The 6,282-nt window shown below is 50.2% G+C and carries 5 protein-coding genes; 3 read left to right on the forward strand and 2 right to left on the reverse strand.

Annotated elements, in window-relative coordinates; all coding sequences use genetic code 11:
* The first annotated feature begins 142 nt into the window (after positions 1–142).
* Positions 143–1,264, forward strand: a complete 1,122-nt coding sequence (locus PFRI_RS02985; protein WP_072629266.1) for an AMP-binding protein — start codon at positions 143–145, stop codon at positions 1,262–1,264.
* The gene (locus tag PFRI_RS02990) at positions 1,167–2,861 is read left to right on the forward strand and encodes a phosphopantetheine-binding protein (RefSeq protein ID WP_170124902.1); all 1,695 of its coding nucleotides are present in this window, start codon (positions 1,167–1,169) and stop codon (positions 2,859–2,861) included. The genes PFRI_RS02985 and PFRI_RS02990 overlap by 98 nt, the downstream gene beginning before the upstream one ends.
* Positions 2,862–2,879: 18 nt before the next feature.
* Here the strand turns inward: PFRI_RS02990 and PFRI_RS02995 are convergent, their stop codons facing one another.
* Both PFRI_RS02995 and PFRI_RS03000 read right to left on the reverse strand, forming a co-directional pair.
* Entirely contained in the window at positions 2,880–4,070 is a 1,191-nt protein-coding gene (locus tag PFRI_RS02995; protein WP_072629268.1) for a cytochrome P450, read from the reverse strand.
* Positions 4,024–5,133: an amidohydrolase family protein gene (locus PFRI_RS03000; RefSeq protein ID WP_072629269.1), complete on the reverse strand. Its 1,110-nt coding sequence runs from the start codon at positions 5,131–5,133 to the stop codon at positions 4,024–4,026. Before PFRI_RS03000 ends, PFRI_RS02995 begins: the two co-directional genes overlap by 47 nt.
* Before the next feature lie 290 nt (positions 5,134–5,423).
* Between PFRI_RS03000 and PFRI_RS03005 the strand changes: the two genes are divergently transcribed.
* On the forward strand, positions 5,424–6,282 hold an 859-nt coding region (locus tag PFRI_RS03005; protein ID WP_072629270.1), incomplete at its 3' end, for an IS110 family RNA-guided transposase.

Raw genomic sequence — 6,282 nt, forward strand, 5'->3', positions numbered from 1 at the left:
TCAGACAATTTCCGCGTCATAACCCATGAAAAAATTCGGGTTTTGGGGTAGCAGCGGTATAATTATAGTTGGTGTCTGCACAAATGATGCAAGTTGAAATTCCTGTTGGTTTTCAAACAGCCCTGATCAGCAATGATTGGCAATGAGCTTTGATGATGCCCATCGCTTGCGCAAAGAGATCCAGCATGCATTTTGTGAATCGTTTGAAAAGCTTCCAGTGCGTGTCTTGGGCTGTTTGAGGGACGATGAAACAGCACTTTTTGCACTGCTATGCATCACAGAGATCACGGATTACATGCCAATTAATCCAAATTTTTCAGATGCAGAAATTTTGAAGGTTGTGCAAAACTCTGGCGCAGACTGTGCCATTTTATCCAAAGACTTTGCCCAAGATAAAAACCCTTTGTTCCAAACGATGGGGGTGCTGGATTGGGACGCCATAGTCGCCAAAGCTTGGCAATCTATGAAGACACAAAATACTTCTCTAAATGAGGTGAAATCCGAGAATGTGGGCAGATTAATCTTGTACACTTCAGGTTCCACAGGCCTGCCCAAACGTGTTCCGATCCAGATTGAGGCGATCAATGCATCGGCCAAAAATATTGCTACGGGACATCAACTTTCATCAGATGATCACGCGTTAAATGCCCTTCCGACATTTCACATCGGCGCCTTGGTCGACGTGTTGCTTGCGCCTTGGAGCGCGCAGGGAGCGGTGTCGATCACAGACAAGCGCTCTCCCACGCAGCTTGCACAAGAGATCATTGCAAAGCGACCAACTTGGATTCAAATCGTGCCAACGATTTTGCGGCGCATGGTTGAGGATCTTGAGCCAGAAGTGATGAAGGACGTGGGGGCCTCTCTACGGTTTATCCGGAGTATTTCTGCTCCAGTTCCACCGGATTTGAAAAGCGCTGCTGAAGCGTTGTTTGGGTGCCCCGTAATCGAGATGTATGGGATGACCGAAACCGCTGGGCAGATCGCAACGAATGGACGCGATCCAAATAGTGCGAGGCTCGGCAGCGTGGGCAAACCGATTGGTGTAGACGTCGCTATTTTGGATGGTTTTGGAAATCCTTTTGAAACAGGCAAAACTGGAGAGGTTTGCGTTAAGGGTCCGAGTGTTTTTGAGGGTTATGAAGGAATGGCGAAGGACGCCGTTTTCTTTGACGCTTGGTTTCGCTGGCGATCTTGGCACGTTGGACGAGGAGGGTTATCTGTATCTGCGGGGTCGTTTGAAAGAGATGATCAATGTGGGAGGTGAAAAAGTCTCTCCTCATGAGGTGGAAACCGCTGCACTCTCGATGCCAGACGTCCTAGAAGCCGCTGCATATGCGTTACCACATCCCACATTGGGTGAAAGTGTTGGCTTAACGATTGCAACGCGAGTACCCGATCAAGAGGAACAGATTAAAGCATTTTTGAAGACCCAGTTAGTTGATTTCAAATGCCCGAACACGATAACCGTTTTGGATCAGTTGCCGCGATTGGCGAATGCGAAGGTTGACCGTGTGCTTCTAAAACGTGAAGGCATGCAAGCACTGGTAGCGCGCACAGGTACCCAAGCTGCCGCAAGTGCGCCGATGTCACCAATCGCCAAAACCGTATCGGCTCAATGGATACATACACTTAAATGCCGTCCTCCTGTGGGACTAGATGATTTCTTTGATATGGGCGGGGATAGCCTAAGCGCGACGCAGTTTTTGTTGAGCTTAGAGAAAGCTCTGAAACGCGATATTTCCCCAAACGAATTATTTGAGAACCCCACGTTTTCCGGTCTCGTTGAGTCCTTGTCGAAGACAACGCAAGGTAGCGTAAAAACAGAAGGCCGTGCCGTGCGGTTTGTGCGCCAAAACATGGCAGGTTGGCCGGGCAGTGTAATGCTTTCAGGTGGCTTGATGCATGGCATCGGAAGCTTGAAATCTGGCGCGCCTCTTTTTTGGGCCTGTCAGGATTCCGCAGAGATACAATCCATCGTCGACACAATAGGGCGTGACAGACCGCTCTATTTTTCAGGTTCACTTTTCAAGTTCCCCGACCGAAAGGTCGCAGATTTTGAACTGCTGGCCAATCAGTTGGCAATGGAAATAGATACACTTCAACCGAGTGGCTCGATCTCGCTTGGAGGATTTTGTGGCGGTGCGAACGTAATGTTGCATACCGCCGAGCGTTTGCGCGATTTGGGGCGCGACATACGGGTGCTTCTGAGCCTTGATTACTGGCCAGATCGTGTTGCCACGTCTCCAACGATACATTGCATATCGAGGTGCCCCAAAAATTCCGTGCGCATGATTTTCCCTCGCTTCGATTTAGCGCTCGACGTGGTGCACCCAAGCGGATCTAAAGTGATCGAAATTGACAGTGATCATCAATTTATGGCTGCTGATCTTAGTCCACATGTGACACAATTGATAGCGGCGATAGACGGCACTACGCCGCTTCCCAAGCCATCGCAACAAAGCCAGGCGCACTGGGATTTTGAACGCCGCTTACAAGCACCGAAAGCTGAAATAGCTATCCTGAGCGCTCCTAGGTTTTATAAAAAATCAATCAAAGGCACTGTCAGAGCTGTTGTTACGAACAAATCTGATCAGGTCTGGGAAAAAAGCGAATTGAGCGGGCTTTGCTTGCAAATTGATCTTGTGAATCTTGATGGGCACACGCGCGAAGCTGGTGCTGGCTATGCCTTATGGGACAAGCCCATCGCCCCGAATGAGAGCATTGAAATCACGTTGGATTTATCCTTTCCAAACAAACGCGTTCCGTTCTGGATCTCTTTCTGCTTGGCCAGTCAGGGGCTCACCCGGTTTCAATCGAAATTCAGCGGTGCGAAACGCAAGCTGGTCGTTCCAAGCCTTTAGTCGAATGTCGCCATGGATTTAGTGGTAAACCGTAAGAACGACGCCCCTTGGCCATTTGTGCCCGAACATCTCAGCATAGTGCAGATTCGACGTATCAATCTCAGGTTTCTGATTTGCAATTAGCCGACAAAACGTGGTTATCATTGCCACTGCAAGCTGCTCGCCTATGCACTTGTGACGACCCATCCCAAAACTGAAATCCTGTTCGGTTTCGGCACCGTCGTTAGCGCTTGCGAGCGACAAAAAGACAGGTGTTCCCGCGGAAACCTTTTCACCACCAATTGTCATTTCTTGGGATGCAATGCGCGCAATGGTCTGGCCGGGGGTGTCCAAAAATACGGTTTCGCGTACATACTCTGCGCAGACGTCACCACCGACATTTTGTAAGCGCATCATCACATTCGCGATTGCGGCTTCGACGTTTTCCACACCATCGGCTAAGATCAGCAACGCATTGTCAGCAATCAACGTGTCTTTTAGCGTGCCGCCCAGATCAGGTAGGTCTGCACGGTCAAGCAGGTTCAAAAGACTGTCTCTTTGATCAATGCGACGTTGGTGCAACGCGGCAATCAACTGGTGACGTGCATTCGTTAGCCCAACATTCGTCTGTTCAAAAGTCTCGGCGTCGGCGGCAGGGGCAAACAATCGAAAAAGCGCGCCTGTGAATTGCTTCATGTCGTCGGGCGCAACATCGATTCCAACAAATTGCCCTATGACATCCACAACGAACTTGTGCGCAATTTCTTCGACTAACAAATGCGGCAAAGCTGGTGCAATGCTGTCGATATGTTTTCGTGCAATCGCTTCAATCTGATGTTCGAAAGCGCGAAAGCGTTCAAAGAAGCACTTGCTCAGCCATCTGCGCACCTCAACATGGCGAGGAGCATCCAAAAACGGCGGGATATTTGCCGCCACTGATGCAGCGACATACTTTTCCCTGTTCTTGGGTGCTAATGCGGAAAATCGGGATGGTTGGTTCGAAAGCAGTTTGTTGGAAAAGGCCGCCTTCACATCGTTTGAATCCGTAAGCAAGAGGCCGCCAGAGGTGACTGGGCAGACAGGGCGTTGTGCGCGCAAGACTTTGGAAATTTCTTTAAACGATGCGATGGTTTTAGCGTCCGTAAGATCAATAGGACCATCAGATAAAGGCGTCTGCGCTTGCTTAAGCGAGCGGCCCCCACCGACGGATTGCTTTAGCCATTTCAACATCATTTGCCTCCAAGTGCGCTTGAATGGATTGAATGTCATCTTTGCTCAAGGGGTGGCCGCAGGCCAGTTTTGCTAAGACGTCTATATCATAATATCGCAACGCTGCCGATAACATGAACACTTCATCGGTCAGAACAGCCGTAGACGAAGGCGAGAGCATATCTGCAAGATTGTCACTGCCAAGACGGACGTGAAGTCCTGCCGCACAGAGCTCAAGAACGCGTGCGATCGAATTTGTCGTCGGCGTCATAACGCCCCTTAACTGGCGCATGCCAATCGCAGCAGATGGACAACAGATCACTCCAACATTCGCACGCTTCAGACGTTCAACCAGTTTCGTCCATCGTTCATCTGAATACAGCGTGGGAGAAATCATGTGCACAACCCAGATTTTGGGGGCGTCAGCAGTGCCGTAGCGAACGCCATCACTCTCTATGACATCAAGCAGCCGTTCAGTGCCGCGTTCATTTGGACGATTTGCTTGATCAGTATGGACTTGCAGGTCAAGATTATGCCGCATCGCGAGGTCAAGCATGCGACTGCACGACGCCTCGTAGCCAATATGATCAGGGTAGTCGAAGGTATCATCGCGTTCGGGCAAGCAGCCAACAAAGTTTGCGATCTTCGCACCTTCTTCAATCAGATCCCAGCGTTCAGGGGCATCATCGCGAAAGCCAAGCGGCGAATACACCGCCGCTCGAAATTCGATTTCATGCGAACGTTCTTTAGCGACAGCCAACGCAGTTTCCAAAGCGCGCAATCCCAAACCTTCTGCTGTGACATCAATGACGCTATCGGCGCGGCGCGTATTGCAGTCAACCATTTCATCGAGACTAAGGTTAAGACGCGCAGTCAAGTTTTCGGTGGAATACCAAGGGCCTTGATGAATCCCCGAAATGAGGCTGTGTTTGTGACTCAAGGTGGAATGCGCAGCGCTTTCGCGTTCGCCGGTTTTTACGGTGTCTAAGGTATGAGACCGATCAAGGTGCAAATGCGCGTTGTGAAAGCCTCCGAGAGAGTTAACCCTATCACTCAGGTCTTTGTAGAAAATGGAGGCCCCCATCTTAGTTTCCCTGGCTAAGTTTTACATAAATTGAAACACAAAATAACATTGCTAGGCTTCGTGTACGGTATCGGTCGGTTTAGTTAAAGTTTGAAAATTCTATGCAAGACAGGGGTGGTAGTAGTGCAAAAGCCACAATGCAGCATTTGGAAGAAGGACAAACGAGCGCTAAGGAAAAGCTGCATCGCGGCAACGATACTGTCGGTCAATGTCTCCTAATGGGATGTACCGGCTGCTTCACCCAGCAGGTTAGGCTGAGCCTATTTTCACCTGCATAAAGGAGAAGTAGCATGGCGAAGACTGAATTTGATGAACTAATGTCGATTGGCATAGATATTGGGAAAGACACGTTTCATTTGGTTGGTTTTAACCAAGATGGGCAGCGTGTTTTGTGTAAGCAGATTAAGCGCCTTGCGTTGATCGCGACATTCGAGGAACTGCCCCGTTGCGTGGTTGGCATGGAGGCGTGCTTGAGTGCGCATTTCGTCAGCCGTACGTTACGAAAGATGGGTTTTGAACCCAGGATCATCCCTGCGATTTATGTGAAGCCGTTTAACAAGGGCCAGAAGAACGACTATAACGATGCTGAAGCCATCGCCGAGGCAGCGCTGCGACCGAGTTTGAAGGCCGTTTCCGAGAAGACGCAGGACCAGCTCGACTTACAGGCATTGCACCGTGTGCGGTCACGTCTGGTGTCGCGTCGCACTGCTACGATCAACCAAATTCGTGCATTCCTGATTGAACAGGGGATCACGGTTCGCAAGGGGTTGAGGGCTTTGAAAAATTCATTTGAAACGATCCTCGAAGAACGCAAGGACGAGATATCACCTCGGATGCGGCGCATCTTGATCGGTCTTTACGGCGACTGGATGTGGATGGACGACCGCATCGATAAGGTCTCAAAGGAGATCGAAGAGATTAGTCGAACCGAAGAGAACTGCGTTTTACAGACGATCCCAGGCATTGGACCGATGATATCGACAGCGATGGTTGCGGCCATTGGTGAAGGCGAGGCCTTTGATCGCGGTCGGGACTTTGCAGCTTGGGTCGGGTTGGTACCCCGACAATACAGCACTGGAGGGCGAACGATCTTGGGTCGTATCTCAAAACGAGGCAGTCGATATCTACGGATGCTGTTCGTCCCAGCGG

The sequence above is a fragment of the Planktotalea frisia genome (assembly GCF_001890925.1).
GTDB lineage: Bacteria > Pseudomonadota > Alphaproteobacteria > Rhodobacterales > Rhodobacteraceae > Planktotalea > Planktotalea frisia.